Raw genomic sequence first — 18,197 nt, 5'->3', positions numbered from 1 at the left:
CGTCCCCAAGGGGATTCGAACCCCTGTTACCGCCGTGAAAGGGCGGTGTCCTAGGCCTCTAGACGATGGGGACACATAATGTGTCACTAGGACAACTGAATAGTTAAACTCGATTCAGACGAGCTCTTAATAACACAACACTTAAAGTGAGTGGCGTCCCCAAGAGATTCGTACTCTTGATAACGTCGTGCATAGATTGCGCGGTGTTCACCGCCCCACTACACATAACCTACTTAAATAGTGGCGTCCCCAAGGGGATTCGAACCCCTGTTACCGCCGTGAAAGGGCGGTGTCCTAGGCCTCTAGACGATGGGGACACATAATGTGTCACTAGGACAACTGAATAGTTAGACTCGATTCAGACGAGCTTTTAATAACACAGCACTTTTAGTAAGTGGCGTCCCCAAGAGATTCGTACTCTTGATAACGTCGTGCATAGATTGTGCGGTGTTCACCGCCCCACTACACATAACCTACTTAAATAAGTGGCGTCCCCAAGGGGATTCGAACCCCTGTTACCGCCGTGAAAGGGCGGTGTCCTAGGCCTCTAGACGATGGGGACACATAATGTGTCACTAGGACATTAAATGATAGTTTGACTCATATCGGAGTTAAGGTTACTAAAATAACATGTAAGTACTCGAGACCAACATATTTATTCTCTTGGCAATTGCTCACTTACTAAGAGTAAGTGGCGTCCCCAAGGGGATTCGAACCCCTGTTACCGCCGTGAAAGGGCGGTGTCCTAGGCCTCTAGACGATGGGGACGCAGAAAACTGCAACCCTAGGACAAACACTATGCAAATCTGGTGGAGCTATGCGGGATCGAACCGCAGACCTCTTCGCTGCCAGCGAAGCGCTCTCCCAGCTGAGCTATAGCCCCGACTTGCATACACACCACCAATTAATGTTGGTTGTGTATCGCTGAGTGCGGGGCGCATTCTATGCAGCCCCCCAAATAAAGTCAACAGTTTTTTATCTAAGTTTATTTAAATGATTTAAATTTCAACAAGCTGACTAAATATCAATCCGTTGCGGAGGTATTTTATACAAAGTGCTATCAAATTAGCTATTTTGGGCTAATTGCATCGCTGGTTTGTTATCAATGACTCTCTGCTTTTGAGTTTACTCTCTAAAAAAAGGTATACATTTATATGCAAAATAAAATTCGTTATTTAAAGCTTTAAATAAAACGACTTTCCCCTTCCCTGCTTTGTTTTAATAGTGCTAACTAGAATGCAATTAACTAATGCAAATTTATCGGTATGAAAAAACTGTTTTAAAAATTTACTGTATTCATATCATTTGGAATGATTTACCTAGGTCATAAAGCTATAGATCCAAGTCTAAATATAAGCTTATGAATATAAATTGCATATTTGTTCGCCAAAAAATGCTTAAATGCCATGTCATTGTTTATAAAAGCTGCATCTAACACATTTTTACTCATTCAAGTGTTGACACATTTACAACTCTATCTATAATAGCGCCCCACAACAACGCAGCAATGAGTTGTTTTAGATATGGGTCGTTAGCTCAGTTGGGAGAGCATCGCCCTTACAAGGCGAGGGTCACTGGTTCAAGTCCAGTACGACCCACCATTATTCCCTAATGGTGTTCATATCTAAATTCTTAATGGGTCGTTAGCTCAGTTGGGAGAGCATCGCCCTTACAAGGCGAGGGTCACTGGTTCAAGTCCAGTACGACCCACCATTTACTTTCTCTTTATAAAGAAAGTTTTGGTGGTCCTTCCATTAAGAAAATATGCTGTATGTAATATGGGTCGTTAGCTCAGTTGGGAGAGCATCGCCCTTACAAGGCGAGGGTCACTGGTTCAAGTCCAGTACGACCCACCATTTTTAAAGTGGTGTTTCATATTACAAAAATCTAAATGGGTCGTTAGCTCAGTTGGGAGAGCATCGCCCTTACAAGGCGAGGGTCACTGGTTCAAGTCCAGTACGACCCACCATTAAACAAACTTTGATGGTGTTTCCATTTAGATTATTCTTCGCGGGTCGTTAGCTCAGTTGGGAGAGCATCGCCCTTACAAGGCGAGGGTCACTGGTTCAAGTCCAGTACGACCCACCATTTACTTTTTAAAGCAAAAAGTTAAAAATGGTAGCGAAGAAAAAGATTATATGGGTCGTTAGCTCAGTTGGGAGAGCATCGCCCTTACAAGGCGAGGGTCACTGGTTCAAGTCCAGTACGACCCACCATTACTTTTTGAAGCAGAGAGCATCGCAACTCTTTACAACGAAAAGGCTCGGTGGTTAAGTTCAGTAAAACCAACCATTTAATCTTCAAAAAATTTATATGTGGGTCGTTAGCTCAGTTGGGAGAGCATCGCCCTTACAAGGCGAGGGTCACTGGTTCAAGTCCAGTACGACCCACCACATATAAATACTTTCTTTAAAGCTTCCTTATCTTTCTAGTTTTCAAAAGCATCGCCACTCTTTACAAAACACAGGCTCGATGATTCAAGTTCAGTACGACCCACCACATATAAACACTTCATTAAATACTTTCTTTAAAGCTTCATTATTTTATCTCTAGTTTTCAAAAGCATCGCCACTCTTTGCAAAACACAGGCTCGATGGTTCAACTCCAGTACGACCCACCACATATAAAACCTCCTTATTTTATATCTAGTTTTCAAAAGCATCGCCTCTCTTTACAAAACACAGGCTCGATGGTTCAAGTCCAGTACGACCCATCACATATAACAACCGCTTCTACTATCTAACTTCTACTATCTAACTTCTACTATCTAACTTCTACTATCTAACTTCTACTATCTAACTTCTACTATCTAACTTCTAATATCTAACTTCTAATATCTAACCTCTAATATCTAACTTCTAAAACCTATCACTCACTACTCCCTTTATTGATATAACCCAAAGCTAAACTTTAAATCATTGCAAAAGCTGTAATTTGCCTTGTCAGCAGCTAGACTGTTTATTATAGTCATCGTTAATGTCACTTAGTCGCAAGTCCAATGCCTGCAAAGATTTTTTCGAAAGCCAAAATTTTAATAGTTGAAGAGCAGCCACTTGCTCAAAGCTATATGAAACAGTCCTTAGAGGGATTGGGGTTTCGTCAGTTGCGTTTTGCTGAGCATGCAATTGCAGCAAAAGAACAATGTCAAATTGAGCAATTTGATCTCATCGTTTGTTCCTTTAACCTTAGTAAACATCAAGATGGTTATCAGCTTTATGAAGAGCTGAAAATGAAGCGTCTTATAAAAAACTCTACCGGCTTTATTTTTATTTCAGCTGAAACAAGCGGCTCGTTAGTTCACAGTGTACTCGAGCTACAACCGGATGATTTCTTAGTTAAACCCTTTACAATTAACGAATTAAAAAATCGTATTGAAAAAGTGTTATTGCGCAAAAGTAACCTACATCAAATTTATCAACTTATTGATGATGGGAATGACTCCAAAGCAATTAAACAAATTGATGCCTTGCTGCAAAACAAAGGTAATAGTTACAGCGCCATTCTGTTGAGATTAAAAGGCGACGCCCTACTTCGCCTTAAGCGCTTTGAAGATGCCAAAACATTTTTTAAATCAGTGCTCGATATTCAAAAATTTACTTGGGCAAAAGTTGGTTTAGTCGAAGCGCTTATTGCTAATAATGAACATACCCTAGCACACCGCATGCTTAAGACGATGTTGCAGCGCAGTGAAACGAGACTAGTTGCGCTTGATTTACTGGGTCGATTAGAAATTAAACTCAATAAGTTTGATGAGGCTCAGGACTTTTTTAGTAAAGCTGTTGAGATTGCCCCACGTAACATTGACCGCCAAAAAGCCCTGAGTCATGTATCATTGCTTAATCATGATTATGAAAAGAACTATTTAACTCAAAAAGATATTGCCAGTTACGCAAAACACTCAATTCACGATAACCCTGATATATATTTAAATGCGGCGCGCGCAGGGATTGACTTTGCTTTAACGACGGATCAAACCGATCAAGTTAATCGTATTTCAAGACAGACAAACCAGTACTTAAGTGATTTAAAAAAGCAGTTCCCGAATAGTAATAATCAAACACAAATTGATGTTCTCAATGCGCGTTTGCATTATTTAAAAGATGAACATCAAAAGGCTAAAGCACTTATCAATCAACTTGATGAAAGTGACACTCAAATTCGTTCAGTAGATGGTGCGCTCGATAAAGCGAAAGCATTTCATGAGCTTGGTTTTCACCACAAAGCACAGATGCTATTTAACCAAATAATAACTCACTGTGAACGCCACCCATCATTTAGCGATCCGGTGTATTTACGTTATATTCAACAACAACAAACTGAACGACGAGATATCAAGCTCGGTCCGAAAGAGCTCAATAATCACGCTGTAACACAATTTAATAAAGGTCAGCTCAATACCGCACTTGAAGCCTTCACCCAAGCATTTAGGATCATGCCTAAAAATGCCAGCATCGCTTTAAACCTTCTGCAATGTTTATTCGATACAAATAACCAAGGCCAATCATTTAATTTAGCGCTCGCGAAAAAATGTTTTGCCTTGCTCGATGCACAAACATTAGAAGATGAACAAGCAATCCGCTTTGAAAAAATTAAAGCCCTGGCTGCAAAGTTAAAAATTAAGCTTGCTGAGTAATTGCGTATGGCATCTTCTTTGTTTAAATTTAAAAAGCCCCTCCTAAGCGTTGCGCTTTTAATATTCTGCCAATACAGCTTTGCCTCAGCAACATTACAACATTGGCAACAAGCCAGTATCAATTGGCAAAGTAAAGCAGGTAGCCATATCAATATTTTGGCTGATGAGCAGCCTGCATTTATGGCGTTAAAACCCTACATTCCTTTATTTGAGCAGCTAACGGGGATTTCTGTTGGCTTTCATGCTTTGGAACAATCACAAATGCGTGTTCGTCGCCATCAAGATTTAAGCGAGGCTTCAGGGCTTTACGATGTACTGCCGATGGGGATTACCTTTTTAGGTGAAGCGCAAAGCCAAGGCTGGATTGAGCCCTTGCAGCCTTACATTGATAACCCAAAACTGACAGACAAAACTTGGTATCAGTTAGAAGACATTAGTGAGCGTAGCCTAGCGCTTTGTAAAATTGATAACACGCTATATTCGTTACCATTTGATTTTTCTGCGCCGATTTATTTTTATCGCAAAGATCTTTTCGAACGTTTTAACTTAGCAGTTCCCGATACCTACGAGCAACTACAAGCAACCAAGGTTAAGTTACAACGGGAAATCGACCGCACCCCTTCTTTAAATGGTATGCATGCATTTGCCTCACGGACATTGCCCGGTGCAGGATTAAACACTTGGACTGTATTACCTGTTATGCGTGCTTATGGCGCTGAAGTTATCGACGCGCAGGGCCAGTCAGTTTTTAATAGCCCTGAAACGGCACAAAGCCTACAAGTGTATCGCGACCTAGTAACAGGGTTCGGCAATCCAGATAACAGCCGCTTACTGCATTTTTATGAAATTCGTCGCCTGTTTAAAGAAGGCCGCCTTGCCTCGGCCTTTTTGGCTTCTCATTTTTATAATGAAATAGATACCGCCGAAGAGTCAGATATTTGGAATAAATGGGAAGCTGCCCCCTTGCCTGCTGGTCCAATCGCCAGAGAAACATCTCCTTGGGCATGGGCATTTGCAATTAATAGCAAATCAACTAACAAAGATGCTGCATGGTTATTTATTCAATGGGCAACCAGTGAGCAGACCGCCGCACTACTTAGTACTGGTGGCTCACCGCCTAGACAAAAAGTGTGGCACGAAAAGCTGTTTACTCTCGTAAACAAACCTGGCTTTAATAAAGCCATGTTATGGGTGTTTGAGCATGCAACGCCTGATCGCCTTCAGGCTGGCATGGTCGAGTTTCCAGTTATTGGCGAAATTATTTCGCAAACCTTTAGCCAAATTTTCTATGGTGCAGATATAAAACAATCAATCAAAAGCACAGACGCAAAAATTAACGCTAATATGCAGGCATTAAAAGTACGGAGCAATATTGAGCAATGAGAGTAAGTATTGCCCACAAAATTTTAATGATCATTGGCTTTACCATTACCCTTATTTTAGGGGCAAGTACGTCGTTGCATGTAATGGAGCTTAAAGAGCAAACACTTTTGAACATGAGTGAAAAAGCTGATGCGATTGTCTCGCCCATGTTGTCAGAAATAAATAGCCTCACAAAAGATAATACCGTGGGGAGTTGGGTGCTTAAAATTCAGGGTCTTACCCTAAAGAACATTTTAAAAAATAATACTTTTGATGATTTAAAAACGATTTACTTTATCGACCAAAATAATTTTATCGCCGCCCACCCGGATAACAGTAAAGTAGATACCCTAGAAACTAACCAAGAGCTGCTAAAACAGCTCAATCCTAAGCATAATGTCATTGTAGCCATGGAGCAGCAATATGTTATTGCTGTGCCAATTAGCAACTTTCAGGGCGAAAATATCGGTTACGTTATGGTGAGTTTTTCAGATAAAGACTTAGCGTTAAAGACCAAATCGATTATTAGCAATGCGGTTTCGCTGTTTGCTATTTACCTGTTAACCGCACTTATCATCGCCTATATCATTATTCGCCGTATTATCTTGCAGCCCATTGATCAGCTCGTGGAGTTTTCTCATGCCGTGACCACGGGTGATTTAAACTGCCCTATTAATATAAAGAGCCAAGATGAAATAGGTACTCTCGCCAGTGGCTTTAAAATGATGCGCGCTGCGGTTAGACAGCAGATAAACAGCATGCATGAACAACATAGTTTGCTTGAAGACACCGTTGCAAAGCGCACTCAAGAGTACCTTGACGCTAAAGAGCAAGCTGAGCAATCAAATCAGGCTAAAAGTCGCTTTTTAGCTAATATGTCGCATGAGTTAAGAACTCCGCTCAATGCAGTGCTAGGTTTTAGCCAATTACTACAAGATAGCGAAACAGATAAAAATAAGCGTCGTTATTTAGAAGCAATATCAATCTCTGGTAATTCACTGCTTAATGTTTTGAATGACATTCTCGATTTATCAAAAATCGATGCTGGTAAAATGCAACTCGATATTGAGCGTGTAGAAATCCCTAAAATGTGCCATGAGCTTAATATGATGTTTTTACAACTCAGTGCGCAAAAGGATCTCGACTTACAAATAAGCTCTCACCCAGAGTTAACAACCCCTGTGTTACTTGATAGCAATAAAGTTCGCCAAGTACTAACCAACTTAATCAGTAATGCCATTAAGTTCACTGCACAAGGCAGTGTTAAAGTGTATTTCGATTTTAAAGCCCACGATGACAACAGCAATATTGATATCAAAATTCATGTCACAGACACAGGTAAAGGTATTCCCAAAGATCAACAAGATCTTATTTTTAATGATTTTGAACAAGTACAAGGCCAACGTAGCTCGGAGTTTGGTGGTACGGGTTTAGGTCTTGCGATTTCACTGCGTTTTATCAAGCTAATGGGTGGTGAGTTATCGGTGATCAGCGATAAAGATAAAGGCAGTGAGTTTATCGTGTCTTTACCAAATGTTGAATTAGCTGAGTCTAAAAATGAAGTGAAACATCGAAACTACCCTGCTATTTCGAGCTACCACTTTAATCCTGCTCGCATTTTGATTGTTGATGATATTCCCTACAACCGTGACTATTTAGAGTCCTTTTTATCGCGCTGGAGCTTTACCGTAGACACGGCTATCAATGGTGAAGATGCCCTTAAAAAAATTGAGCAGCATCAGCCTGATTTAATCATTATGGATTTAAAAATGCCGGTAATGGGCGGGTTAGAGGCAAGTCAGTTAATTCGCAGTGATGATCGCTTCAAGCATATTCCGATCATTGCGGTTACAGCATCGGTATTAAAAGATGATAAGGCGCAATCCAGTATTTTGACAGACTACATAATCAGTAAGCCAATTCACCGTGAGCACCTTATTTTCATCATTGCTCAATACTTAGATTAGGTAATGATTAGATAGAGATTAAACACGCATTAGTCGCGTTTTTTCATCGCTATAGCATTCATGCAATAGCGTAAGCCACTTGGCGGTGGACCATCAGGAAATACATGTCCTAAGTGTGCATCGCAAACATTACATACGGCTTCAATGCGCTGCATACCATGGCTAGAGTCCGCTATATAGGCAATGCTTTCAACACTGCTAGGCTGAGTAAATGACGGCCAGCCGGTGCCACTATCGAACTTTTCATCGCCATCAAAAAGTAAGTTGTCACAACATACACACGCATATTGACCTGGTTCAAATATCGTACATGAATCAGAGCTGTGCGGACGTTCGGTGCCTTTTAAACGGGTTACATAGAATGCATCTTGTTCGAGCTCAGCTTGCCATTCAGATGGCGATTTTTCGACTCGACGTGAAGGTGTTGGGTTACCGTTATGGGCAAACTCTAAAATATCTTGCCAAGTTAACATAATGCTCCCTCAGGGTTGAATACAACAGTTGCACAGTACATCACAAGCACTACGAAGGGCAAGCAACGTGCGTCTAGTAATTACTGTGTTTGTAACTTGATATCTATTTGTGCACGTTCACGCTCAGAAAGTAGTTGTGCTAGATGACTATTTATTTGGCTGCTGTTAACACTTAATACCGCGGTTATCAGCTGGTCATTGACATCAGTTACATGGATTATACCTTCGCCGATTTCAATCTGCTTAATTTGGCCAATTAAAACAAACTCAGCTTTGCGTTTAAAATCGAATAAACCAGCCAGACTTATCAGCGCTAGCTGATTTACATCACGCTTTAGTAAATCAGTAATGGGGTTACGCGCTACAAATAACGGCGTGACTCGATAGAGGCTTGATAGCGTTATAAAGCCCCATAACATCACAAACAACGAAAATGCAGCACTTTGCCAAAGTGGCGTAAATACCCATAAAACAATTAATACCAGCGCGATAGTGAGTGAAATTTTTGCTAAAAGCTTATTAATTGCCAACATATTGCAGCCCTATTTCTTTTCGATTGGATCTGGCCAATCATTAAAAAAGACCGACAGATATCTGCTTTTTAATAAATATAACAGTACCCATAACACCAGCACCATTTGACAGGCTAAGAAAAACGAAAACTGATAGTGACTGTGCGCAGCCTGATAGGTTAACCAACTTAAATCTGTGATTGCACACAAAATTAATGGCCAGCGCATAAAACGCCATATAGACGCGAGACGTTTCGCACTTTCAGCATTTTCTTGAGGTCGGCGTAAACAAAAGATCACCGCCGGTAATAGGGCGATTGCCGCAATGGCAATGGCTGTAAAGAAATCGCTTTTCGACTTAAAAAACAGCGACATGATATCTAAATCAGGGCGACGACTCAGCGCCGCCATAATCCATATAAAGTAACTGCGTAACAACACTAATAACGTTAAATGAAACGCCACTGGGGTTCGATAAGCACCGTGTTTATCCCAGTATTCTGGACCGTAGCGATTCATATTTGGTTCTTCTTATCGGCAATGATGCCAAGTACAAAAAACGCAGCTGTAAGTGTAAGCGCCAGCCATTTAACACCGAGTAGCAGTAGCAACTTACTTAAAAATGGAGTTACAAACACCACTAGTAAGCCCATGCCAAACCCTGTGACCAACACAAAGCAAAGCACGCGAATAATAAAGTGACGACGCGCGACAAAGCGCTTGGTCACTTTAATAATATCGTTTGCATACAAGGATATAAAACACACCACCAGCAATAATGAAATATTGTAAAGGTGTGGTTGCAGCCAGCTGCCGATTGTTAAAGCAACTGACGACAATGCCTGCAATAGACTATCCATTGTGCTCACTTAAAAGCGCAATAAGGTCAGCCTCAGTTAACACATCAATGCCTAAGTCTTGTGCTTTGGTTAATTTTGAGCCCGCCTTTTCACCCGCAATAAGCGCATCTGTTTTAGCAGATACACTACCCGATACTTTTGCACCTAACGCTTGTAAACGTGCTTTTGCATCATTACGATTAAGCTCACTCAATGTGCCGGTCAGTACGTAAGTTAAGCCAGCTAATGGCTGCGCATCGGCGCTCGGCGCTGTTAATTCTGGCCAGTGAATACCTTGCTCAACTAACGCATTTACAACTGCCATATTGTGCTCTTCGCTAAAGAAGCCACGTACATGCTTGGCAACGATTTCACCCACGTCACTTACTTCAGTTAACGCATCAACGCTTGCTTGAGTAATTTTTTCTAGCGTTAAAAAGTGGTTTGCTAAGTTTTGCGCGGTTGCTTCACCCACTTCGCGAATACCTAACGAATATAAGAATTTAGCTAAGGTTGTTTGCTTAGCATCTTGCAGCGCATTAACTAAGTTCTTAGCAGACTTTGGACCCATTCGCTCTAGTGATTCAAAATGGCCTTGTTTAAGAATAAATAAATCAGCAGGCGTTTTGATCAGTTCACGATCAACGAGTTGATCTACAATTTTGTCGCCCAAGCCATCAACATCAAGTGCTTTACGTGACGCAAAATGTTTAATTGCTTGCTTACGCTGCGCTTGGCACACTAAACCACCGGTACAACGGGCAACCGCTTCACCTTCAATGCGCTCCACATGTGAGTCACAAATTGGGCAAGTAGCAGGAAATTCAATGTCTTTAGCATCGTCAGGGCGACGTTCAAGGACAACTTGGGTAATTTGTGGAATAACATCACCTGCACGGCGAATAATCACGGTATCGCCAATTTTAACGCCTAAACGAGCAATTTCATCGCCATTATGAAGCGTTGCATTCGATACCGTTACGCCACCTACAAATACCGGCTCTAATCGTGCTACAGGGGTAATTGCGCCTGTGCGCCCTACCTGAAACTCAACATCAAGTAATTGGGTGATTTCTTCTTGTGCCGGGAATTTAAAAGCAATTGCCCAGCGTGGTGCTCGTGCCACAAAGCCTAAACGCTCTTGTCGTTTTTTGTCGTTTACTTTAATAACCACACCGTCAATTTCGTAGGCTAGGCTACTTCGACGCGTCAAGATATCTTGGTAATAATCAAGTGCAGCTTGCTGACCTTCAACGAGCTTTGTTTCTGGGCAAAGTGGTAAACCCCAATCGGTAAGTTTAGCAAGCTGTTGGTAATGATCTTCTGGTAACTGCCCATCGGCAACAAGCCCAGTGCTGTAGGCATAAAACATCAGTGGACGTTTTGCTGTTACTTTAGAGTCAAGCTGTCGTAAGCTACCGGCAGCAGCATTACGTGGGTTAACAAAGACTTTGTCGCCACGTTTTTCGGCTTCACTGTTTAGTTTGGCAAAACCAGCGCTGTCCATAAATACTTCACCGCGCACTTCAAGCTCTGCTGGGAAGTCATCGCCACGTAACTTAAGCGGCACATTACGAATTGTTTTCACGTTTTGAGTGATGTTTTCACCTACCATACCATCGCCACGGGTAGCAGCTTGGACCAAAACACCATCACGATAAATAATTGATACCGCTAAACCATCAAGCTTAGGCTCACAACAAAAAGTCAGCTCATTGTTATCCATTAAACGCTCTTTGATACGGCGGTTAAAGGCGGCAAACTCTTCTTCTGAAAAGGCATTATCAAGTGACAGCATTGGCACTTGGTGAGTGACTTGCTCAAACTTATCAAGTGCAGCGCCACCGACTTTTTGAGTCGGTGAGTCTGGGCTTTGAAACTCAGGATTAGCTTGCTCAAGGGCGCTTAATTCGCGCATTAAACGGTCATATTCAGCATCAGGAATGCTTGGTGCATCCAGCACATAGTAATTATGGTTATGCTCTTCTAACTGGGCACGAAGTTGGCTAATTTGCTCAAAGATAGGGCTGGACATGAAAACCTCAAAAATCTACATAAAAAAGCCACTTAGACGACTTAACGCCAAGTGGCCTAACACTTATCATTTATACGAACGTTTAAGCTGAAAAGCTGCGAACTTTCTCAACATACTCACGAACGCTTTCAACCGTCATTTCTTCACGGTTGCTATCTAAAATCGTTGCACCAAATTCATCAGCTAGCTTTTTAGCTGCACTGTGCAACATGTTGAATGCACTTAGACCGTCGCCATCACATGGTAAGGTCATAAATAAGCTAACACCTGCCGTACTAAACTGTTCCATATTATCAATATCGAACGTGCCTGGGTTGTACATATTCACTAAACGGAATAACACCGGACCTGTGCCTGCTGGGTCTAAGTGACGATTAAAGAAACCCTCTTCAGAATACTTAAAGCCTAACATATTAACAGCTGGCAATAATTGGCTGCCATCCATTGTTAAACCTTCTGGCATTTGTAAATGCACAATAATGAAATCGGTTGGAGCTTGTGCATCTGCCGGCTCTTCTTCAACTTCTTGTTGCTGAGTTTCTGCTTCTGGCTCTTCAACAACCTGTTCTGAAACAGCTGGTTCGTCGTGACTTTCTGCTGAAAAGCTTAAATCACCAAACTCTGGCTCATCACGCTCCTGCGGTTTGACAGTCGCAGACTCTTGAACCTCGCTGGTTGTTTCGTTCGGTTCAACCCGCTCTACTGAAGGCGTATCTGGGCTGTCCTTTTTACGCACCGACCATAAGCCGTGAATTAATAAACCACCAATGACAAATACACTGATTACGATTAAAGCCCATCTTAATTCTTCGGCCATCCCCTCACCTTTATTATTTGATATGCCTAAATTTTATGCATGTGCCATTTGCACAGCTTGTTCTATATCTACAGCGACCATACGTGATACACCTGGTTCCGCCATAGTTACACCGGTCAATCTGCCTGCCATTTCCATAGCAATCTTGTTATGACTGATATAAATAAATTGTACTGATTGTGACATCTCTTCTACCAAACGGCAAAAACGACCCACGTTCGCATCATCCAATGGCGCATCCACTTCATCTAGCATACAGAATGGAGCTGGATTGAGCCTGAATATTGAAAACACCAATGATAATGCGGTCAGCGCTTTTTCTCCACCACTAAGCAGGTGAATTGTCGAATTTTTCTTGCCTGGTGGCCTTGCCATGATGCTCACCCCACTTTCAAGTAGATCATCACTGGTCAATTCAAGGTAAGCACTACCGCCACCAAACACTTTTGGGAATAACTCCCCAAAGTCTGTATTTACTTGTTCAAAGGTCGCCTTGAAACGATTTTTTGTTTCTCGGTCGATTTTTTGAATCGCCCCTTCAAGGGTATTTAATGCTTGTGTTAAGTCATCAAGCTGCTGATTTAAATAATCGCTGCGCTGTTTAGCCTGCTCAAACTCATCTATTGCCGCTAAGTTCACCGCGCCAAGTTCATTTAAAGCTTGCGTGGTTTTTGTAAGCCTCGTTTGCATGCTATTTAAATTGGCATTGTCAGGCAGTTCTTCAAGTACTGTTTTTAAATTTTGTTCCAGTTCTTCAAGTGGCTCTAACGCAGCTTGCGCCTTCACGATTAAACTTTGCTCATCCAATGCTAATGCTTGCAACTGCTCTTGTAACGTCACCAACTCAGATTGCGATGATTTCAACGCTGTTTGCTTATCAGCAAGCTCCTTTTTAGCTTGACTCAAGGCCGCTTGCAAGTTTTTCAGCTCAACGTCACTTTGTTGATGCTTTTCAAGCAATAGCATAATTTGCTCTGCTACTTCTTCAAGCGGGATCACTAATTCTTCTAGTTGCTCGTTGAGCTCTAATACAGCTTCACTGGCAGCACTTTGTGCTGCATTTGCATGCTGTAGTTTGGTTTCGCTAAGTTGACATTCACTGCGAGCTTTTTGTTCAGCCAAATTTGCTTGATGTGATTGCGTTTTATATTGCTCAAGCATAGAAGCCACTTGGCGATAGCGGTTATTTGTCTCACCTTGTTGGTGTTTTGCTTGCTCTAACTCAGTTTCAAGTTCTAATTGCTGCTCTAGCAGTTGTTCTAGTAAACACTGCTGAGTTTGTTGCTGTTCGTCAGCATTTTGCTTTTGCTCAGCCAGTAAGGTTTGACGCTGTTGCAACTTAATAAGCTGGTTTTGCCACTGGGTTTGCTGCTCTAATAGCATATCGCGTCGAGTGCTGGCCGATGCAATCTGCTGAGCTGCTTGGTGAATTCGTTCTCTGTATTGCTCTTTGTCGGCGATAAGTGTTTTCTTGTGAGCTAGATGCTCATTTAGCAATTGCTGCTTAGTTTCTAATTGCTCGTTGAGTTCTTCATCTAACTGCTGAGCATCACTTAGCTGAGCATGCTTTAAAAGCAAAGAATTGTCGGCGTCTTTATTGGCATCGGTATGAAAGTTACGACCATGCATACAGCCCTCTTCATCAATCACAGCCAGCCAATATGGATCCGCCAAAATAGCGTCATCAAAACAAGGTTGAAATGCAAACCGTGCTAATAAATCAGGGTAAGCCCCCGATTCGATATAATTAGCTAATGACTCTTTTGGTAACTCATCATCAGATGCAGGCCAAACACTGTTAGGCTTTTTATGTTGACTGACCTTTAGATGCTCAAGGCCAAGTAGGGCTTGTTCAATTAGCGGCTCAAAACCAGAAGCCACCTTTAACTGCGCCAATAGAGAGACACTTTCGTTGTCGGTTTGCTCTGATAACAAAGAGTTAAGCGCAGCTATGCTGGCTCTATTTTCATTACTGTGCTGCTGAACCCGCTTTAAGTCCTGCTCTAAGTGCTGTTGCTCTTTATCCGCTTGTTCTAGATTTTGAGTGAGCTTATTCAGCGCACTTTGTTGCTGCGCAAGCTCTTTCGTCAGTGATTGAATTTGCTGTTGTTGCTCTGCAATTTGCGCTGCAACTGGAGTCGCTTCAAGTTCATTAATTTCAGCAGCAAGTTGTGCCTGCTGAGACTCAAGTTGCGCAACAGTCTGTGCAAAGTGAGCCTGTTGACTCTTTGCTACATTAATATCACTGCTATGAGCTTGGCTTTTCTGTAAGGTGCTTTGATATTGCTCATTGGCGCTTTGCGTTTGTTGCTGTTGCTGTGCAACTTGTTCTTCAACCTCTGCAACTTGCTCAGCGCACAGTAAACTTTGCTCAATCGCTTCTTGTAGCTGCTCTTGTAAAATGGCGGCTGAGGCGTGTTGCTCTTCTTGCAGCTCTTTATTTTGTAACTGCAGTTGTTGCTGTTTGATAAGGTTTTGGCTAAGTGTTTGCTGTTGCTGCTTTAAGCTGATCTGTTGCTGCTCTTTGCGGGTTAAATCAGTATGAGTTTGATGCTGAGCCTGCTGTGCGTCTTGCAGTTTTTGCTGCTCAAGCTGCACCTGATTTTCAAGGCTTGCTAAAACGTCATCGTGGCCAGAGTGCGCTTCTCTAAAGAACTGAATTTGCTCTTTAAGTTTATTAATTTGCTCAGCTTTATCGATTTGGTGTTGGTGTAACTTCTGCCACTTTAAAACCGCAATTTGCCCTTTTAAGGTGCGCTCAGTGGCTTTTAGCTCTCGGTATTTTTTTGCATCGACTGATTGCACTGCAAGTTTATCTAGCTGTGTTTGCAACTCCTGCCTTACATCAAGCAATCGCTCAAGGTTTTCGCGGGTGCTTTTAATGCGGGTTTGCGTTTCACGACGACGCTCTTTGTATTTTGAAACCCCCGCGGCTTCTTCTAAAAAAACACGTAAATCAGCCGGTTTACTCTCAATTAAACGCGAGATCATGCCCTGCTCAATAATTGCATAGCTGCGCGGGCCAAGACCTGTGCCTAAAAAGATGTCGGTAATATCACGCTTACGGCATTTGCTGCCATTTAGAAAATAAATTGACTGGCCATCTCGGGTCACTAAGCGCTTAATCGCCACTTGGTTTCGATCAGCAAAGGTATTCGGTAAATGGCCACTGGTGTTATCAAACACCAACTCAACAGAGGCTTGTGAAATAGGTTTTCGATTAGTTGAGCCGTTAAAAATAACATCGGTCATGGCATCGCCACGTAAGTTTTTAGCTGAGCTTTCACCGAGCACCCAACGCACTGCATCGATGACATTTGATTTGCCACAGCCGTTCGGGCCGACAACACACGTCATCTGATCAGGAAATGGGAGCTTAGTGGGTTCAACAAACGATTTGAAACCCGCTAATTTTATGGTGCTTAAGCGCATCTAATTGTTTTACCGATTTTTATTGTTATTCTTCAATTTAACCCATTTTAGGGTAAAAGGTTAAGCGTGGCGTTTAAAATTATCTAAAATAATACCCGTTGCCATCGCTACATTAAGCGATTCTGCTTGGCCATAAGCCGGAATAGTGATTTTATCAGTAACTAAGCTTTCGCAATCAGTACGTATACCATGAGATTCACTGCCCATTAGTAATACGGCATCTTGTTTAAGAGCAGTTTTGTGGATGTTCTCACCTTCTAAAAATGCACCATACACAGGAAGATTTAAGCTTGGTAAGTAATTAGTTAAGTCAGTTTGTGAGACACACACGCGAGCAAATGAACCCATGGTTGCGCTAATGGTTTTCGGGTTATAAGCATCCGCACTATCTGTGCTGGTAACAATATGCTTAATACCATACCAATCAGCAACACGAATAATCGTTCCTAAATTCCCCGGATCAGACACACCATCAAGGGCTAAAATAAGTCCCGATGTTGGTAATGCTTGCTGACTTGGCATATCAACAACAGCAATGGCTGCGTTGTTACTAACAAGCGTACTGGCTTTAGTTAGGCTGTCTTCATCTGCTTCAATGACTTGATGGGCTGCAAGCGCTGATTGGTGCGCAGAAATAAATGCAGGAGTCGCAAATATATGAGCAATACTTAACCCACTGTTTAGTAATTCAAGTACATTTTTTTCGCCTTGAACAAGGTACTGGTTATATTGCTTACGGTATTTCTTTTGACCTAATGCACGAATTAGTTTCAGTTGGTTTTTTGAAATCATAACAGCCTCATAAAATGATTCATTAGTATATCACCAAGGTCACAGATTCTGTACTCGAAAAACCAAAGGGGAAGTGCCAATTGCTTATTCAATCAGCACTTTTAAGAGAGACTAGCTGATAAGAGGTATTAACTAATTTTTGTCAGCCACTCATTTAACCATGGCTCAGTTACAGGCCAAGGTTCAAAATCTTCACAGGCATCAATTTCTAAACGATGACCAACAGGTTTTGCCTGTAAATCGCGAAATAGCTCATCAAAGCTGCGACCTGCACCACAAAACGTATCGCCATAGCTGCGGTCGCCCATAGCAATAATGCCGTATTGCTTGCCTGTTAACATAGGAAATTGATCATTTAATTGGCTATATAAAGCGATTAAGTTATCAGGAATATCGCCCTGACCCGTCGTTGAAGTGATCACTAAAATATGTGACGCAGCCAGCATGTCATCGACCGTGCCATTTTCAACTAATTGCGCTTGATGCTCAGTTTTTTCAATAACTTCAATAACTTGTTCACTTAAACGCTCAGCACCGCCGTAAACACTGCCGACAAAAATACTAATGGTTGCCATAATAATCCTTTTCTTCTGTTGGCCAGCCAAGTTGCTGGCAAATCGTTAACATTGCATCGCCTAAAGGCGCTCTAATTGTTATTGGTTGTTTGCTATAAGGGTGCACAAACTTTAATTCAGAGGCAAATAACATTAAACGACGAAGCTGAAAATGCTCTCTAAAAAATTGATTATGCTGATTATCACCATGATTTACATCACCAATAATTGGCAATGATAAATGTTTTAAATGACGACGAATTTGATGTTTGCGGCCAGTTTTTGGAAAACACTCCACCAGCGAGTAACGAACTGTTGGGTATTTACCAATTGGAATAGGCAAGCTTGCTTGGTGCAGGCAATGAAATTGCGTTTGTGCTTCTTGCGGTGCTTTATTTTGATCAGCAAACTTGTCAGCGATTTTATCAAGCTCTTCTTTTAAAGGTTTATCTAAGAAGATTGATTCGTTTAAAAAGCCTCTTACTAAAGCTAAATAACGCTTTTCAATTTGCCCATCAATAAATAACTGATTCATATCACGGGCTGCTTCTGAACTTAACGCAAACAGTAATACGCCTGAGGTTGGTCTATCTAAACGATGTACAGGAAACACGTGTTGACCAATTTGGTCACGCAGCATTTGCATCGCAAATTGGGTTTCGTGTTTGTCTAAAAACGAACGGTGAACCAATAAACCGGATGGCTTATCAATCGCAATGTAATTTTCATCGCGGTACAGAATCGTTAACTCATCAAATTGTGGCTTAACACTCTCTTGCAT

12 protein-coding genes, 12 tRNA genes and 2 pseudogenes are annotated in these 18,197 nt (G+C 41.8%); 11 read left to right on the top strand and 15 right to left on the bottom strand.

The window, feature by feature from the left end; genetic code table 11:
* From NFU46_RS06205 to NFU46_RS06185, 5 genes are all read right to left on the bottom strand, one after another.
* A tRNA-Glu gene (locus tag NFU46_RS06205) sits at positions 1 to 73 on the bottom strand.
* A 168-nt stretch (positions 74 to 241) separates the two neighbouring features.
* Positions 242 to 317 (bottom strand) — tRNA-Glu (locus NFU46_RS06200).
* Positions 318 to 486: 169 nt separating this feature from the next.
* Positions 487 to 562, bottom strand: a tRNA-Glu gene (locus tag NFU46_RS06195).
* Positions 563 to 692: 130 nt separating this feature from the next.
* Positions 693 to 768: transfer RNA gene (locus NFU46_RS06190), tRNA-Glu, on the bottom strand.
* Between the two features lie 39 nt (positions 769 to 807).
* Positions 808 to 883 (bottom strand) — tRNA-Ala (locus NFU46_RS06185).
* 642 nt (positions 884 to 1,525) lie between these two features.
* Between NFU46_RS06185 and NFU46_RS06180 the strand changes: the two genes are divergently transcribed.
* The 10 genes from NFU46_RS06180 to NFU46_RS06135 all read left to right on the top strand — a co-directional run bounded on the left by NFU46_RS06180 (position 1,526) and on the right by NFU46_RS06135 (position 7,962).
* A tRNA-Val gene (locus tag NFU46_RS06180) sits at positions 1,526 to 1,601 on the top strand.
* A 36-nt stretch (positions 1,602 to 1,637) separates the two neighbouring features.
* Positions 1,638 to 1,713: transfer RNA gene (locus tag NFU46_RS06175), tRNA-Val, on the top strand.
* A gap of 67 nt (positions 1,714 to 1,780) precedes the next feature.
* A tRNA-Val gene (locus NFU46_RS06170) sits at positions 1,781 to 1,856 on the top strand.
* Positions 1,857 to 1,893: 37 nt separating this feature from the next.
* Positions 1,894 to 1,969: transfer RNA gene (locus NFU46_RS06165), tRNA-Val, on the top strand.
* 43 nt (positions 1,970 to 2,012) lie between these two features.
* Positions 2,013 to 2,088: transfer RNA gene (locus NFU46_RS06160), tRNA-Val, on the top strand.
* 52 nt (positions 2,089 to 2,140) lie between these two features.
* Positions 2,141 to 2,216 (top strand) — tRNA-Val (locus NFU46_RS06155).
* A 101-nt stretch (positions 2,217 to 2,317) separates the two neighbouring features.
* Positions 2,318 to 2,393, top strand: a tRNA-Val gene (locus NFU46_RS06150).
* 605 nt (positions 2,394 to 2,998) lie between these two features.
* The gene (locus tag NFU46_RS06145) at positions 2,999 to 4,633 is read left to right on the top strand and encodes a response regulator (protein ID WP_251600623.1); all 1,635 of its coding nucleotides are present in this window, start codon (positions 2,999 to 3,001) and stop codon (positions 4,631 to 4,633) included.
* A 6-nt stretch (positions 4,634 to 4,639) separates the two neighbouring features.
* A complete protein-coding gene (locus tag NFU46_RS06140; RefSeq protein WP_130166749.1) occupies positions 4,640 to 6,016 on the top strand; it encodes an extracellular solute-binding protein in 1,377 nt (458 codons plus the stop codon).
* Positions 6,013 to 7,962 carry an ATP-binding protein gene (locus NFU46_RS06135; RefSeq protein WP_251600620.1) on the top strand — a complete coding sequence of 650 codons (1,950 nt, stop codon included), beginning with the start codon at positions 6,013 to 6,015 and terminating at the stop codon, positions 7,960 to 7,962. Before NFU46_RS06140 ends, NFU46_RS06135 begins: the two co-directional genes overlap by 4 nt.
* A gap of 29 nt (positions 7,963 to 7,991) precedes the next feature.
* Here NFU46_RS06135 and msrB read toward each other — a convergent pair.
* A pseudogene (gene msrB, locus NFU46_RS06130) lies at positions 7,992 to 8,354 on the bottom strand (peptide-methionine (R)-S-oxide reductase MsrB); the annotation flags it as partial.
* Between the two features lie 19 nt (positions 8,355 to 8,373).
* On the opposite strand from msrB, the pseudogene NFU46_RS20520 reads away from it, so the two are divergent.
* Positions 8,374 to 8,454, top strand: a pseudogene (locus tag NFU46_RS20520) (hypothetical protein); the annotation flags it as partial.
* Between the two features lie 61 nt (positions 8,455 to 8,515).
* Here the strand turns inward: NFU46_RS20520 and NFU46_RS06125 are convergent.
* From NFU46_RS06125 to truC, 9 genes are all read right to left on the bottom strand, one after another.
* Complete coding sequence (locus tag NFU46_RS06125) at positions 8,516 to 8,968, bottom strand: hypothetical protein (RefSeq protein ID WP_251600616.1); 453 nt, start codon at positions 8,966 to 8,968, stop codon at positions 8,516 to 8,518.
* Positions 8,969 to 8,977: 9 nt separating this feature from the next.
* The gene (locus tag NFU46_RS06120) at positions 8,978 to 9,466 is read right to left on the bottom strand and encodes a DUF2919 domain-containing protein (RefSeq protein WP_054553711.1); all 489 of its coding nucleotides are present in this window, start codon (positions 9,464 to 9,466) and stop codon (positions 8,978 to 8,980) included.
* Positions 9,463 to 9,807 (bottom strand): DUF3392 family protein, encoded by a 345-nt coding sequence (locus NFU46_RS06115; protein WP_058586219.1) that lies wholly within the window; start codon positions 9,805 to 9,807, stop codon positions 9,463 to 9,465. Before NFU46_RS06115 ends, NFU46_RS06120 begins: the two co-directional genes overlap by 4 nt.
* Positions 9,800 to 11,821, bottom strand: coding sequence for an NAD-dependent DNA ligase LigA (ligA, locus tag NFU46_RS06110; RefSeq protein WP_175082781.1), 2,022 nt, complete (start codon positions 11,819 to 11,821; stop codon positions 9,800 to 9,802). Before ligA ends, NFU46_RS06115 begins: the two co-directional genes overlap by 8 nt.
* An 82-nt stretch (positions 11,822 to 11,903) precedes the next feature.
* Positions 11,904 to 12,638, bottom strand: a complete 735-nt coding sequence (zipA, locus tag NFU46_RS06105) for a cell division protein ZipA (RefSeq protein WP_251600613.1) — start codon at positions 12,636 to 12,638, stop codon at positions 11,904 to 11,906.
* A gap of 33 nt (positions 12,639 to 12,671) precedes the next feature.
* Entirely contained in the window at positions 12,672 to 16,070 is a 3,399-nt protein-coding gene (locus NFU46_RS06100) for a chromosome segregation SMC family protein (RefSeq protein ID WP_251600611.1), read from the bottom strand.
* Between the two features lie 60 nt (positions 16,071 to 16,130).
* Entirely contained in the window at positions 16,131 to 16,862 is a 732-nt protein-coding gene (locus NFU46_RS06095; protein ID WP_175082784.1) for an RNA methyltransferase, read from the bottom strand.
* Positions 16,863 to 16,990: 128 nt separating this feature from the next.
* On the bottom strand, positions 16,991 to 17,437 hold the full coding sequence (locus NFU46_RS06090; protein ID WP_251600608.1) for a flavodoxin: 447 nt from the start codon (positions 17,435 to 17,437) through the stop codon (positions 16,991 to 16,993).
* The gene (gene truC / locus NFU46_RS06085; RefSeq protein WP_063527466.1) at positions 17,424 to 18,197 is read right to left on the bottom strand and encodes a tRNA pseudouridine(65) synthase TruC; all 774 of its coding nucleotides are present in this window, start codon (positions 18,195 to 18,197) and stop codon (positions 17,424 to 17,426) included. Before truC ends, NFU46_RS06090 begins: the two co-directional genes overlap by 14 nt.

Source organism: Pseudoalteromonas sp. NCCP-2140 (genome assembly GCF_023708065.1).
Lineage (GTDB): Bacteria > Pseudomonadota > Gammaproteobacteria > Enterobacterales > Alteromonadaceae > Pseudoalteromonas.
This window is presented reverse-complemented; position numbering and strand designations above follow the sequence as displayed.